The sequence below is a fragment of the Halorubrum cibi genome, from assembly GCF_900182635.1.
GTDB lineage: Archaea > Halobacteriota > Halobacteria > Halobacteriales > Haloferacaceae > Halorubrum > Halorubrum cibi.
Genome location: NZ_FXTD01000035.1, coordinates 1 through 1,002, shown reverse-complemented (window position 1 = coordinate 1,002; position 1,002 = coordinate 1). Strand labels below are relative to the sequence as shown.

Sequence of the window (1,002 nt, the reverse complement as noted above, 5' to 3'; positions counted from 1 at the left end):
ACGCTCTTGTGTAGCACATTGTTGATTTCAGAGAGTTGCTTTGACGGCGTATTTGAGCGCTTTTCGTCCGGGTTTGCGGTAGAGTTCTCGTCTGAGTTGGAACGCTCGGAGATACTGTGTGAGGCGATCTTTTGAGATGCCTCGATGCGGCGAGAGCCACCGTCGCGCCAGCGACGCGTGGCTCTCGCAGGTGTTCACGTGGACCGTGTCGTCGGCGTACTCACCGTCTCCGTGAACGACGTATTCGCGGTCGAATTGCTCATCTTCATCAAGCGGATCGTACGCGCAAAATCCGTCGGTATAGATCGTGAGAGGCTCCTGCTGGCGGTCAGCCAGCAGGAGCCGGATCGTCGATTCGTCTGCGGATTTCGCCGGCACGATGTATCGCTGGTCGGTGCCGCGATCCACGAGAACGAAAACGGGCGGTTTGTCTTGTTCATACGTTCCGCGTCCGCGTCGAGCGAGGCCGCGAGAGCGCGACCAGCGGTCGCGCTCGCGGCCTTTTAGACCGGCAGAGACGTAGAACTCGTCAATTTCAACCGGGCCAACGAGATCGAGTGACGGCGCGTCGAGCGCTTCGGCGAAGCGCTCGACACGCCTGTGGATCGTTTTGTAGGTGACACCGATTTCGCACTGTAACTGCCTGAGACTCGTGTTAAACCGCAAGAACGCATAGATCGAGAACAACCATTTGCGGAGTGCGATCTTCGAGTGAGCGAAGATTGTGCCGGTCTTATCGTTGAACGTGCGGTCGCAATCCTTACAGAGATACCGCTGAAACTGCCCATAGCTACCGTTTCTGACCGTTCGGTCAGAACGGCAGCGAGGACAGGAAACACCGTCACGCCAGCGAACCTGTTGGAGCAGGTCCGCTGCGACCGATTCCGACCCAAACGCATCTAGCGGAATCATCCGTGTCGGACACCGCTGACGCGGTGTCCTTGTCCTCTTCGACTCCACAGCAGCAGCTCAGCAGTATCAACAATCTCCTACAGAAGAGCG

Annotated in this window: 1 protein-coding gene; it reads right to left on the bottom strand. The window is 57.6% G+C overall.

Annotated features, from left to right (window positions below; translation table 11 throughout):
• Positions 1-27 precede the first annotated feature (27 nt).
• On the bottom strand, positions 28-912 hold the full coding sequence (locus tag FN829_RS15730) for an IS1595 family transposase (RefSeq protein ID WP_142987866.1): 885 nt from the start codon (positions 910-912) through the stop codon (positions 28-30).
• Between the last annotated feature and the right edge of the window lie 90 nt (positions 913-1,002).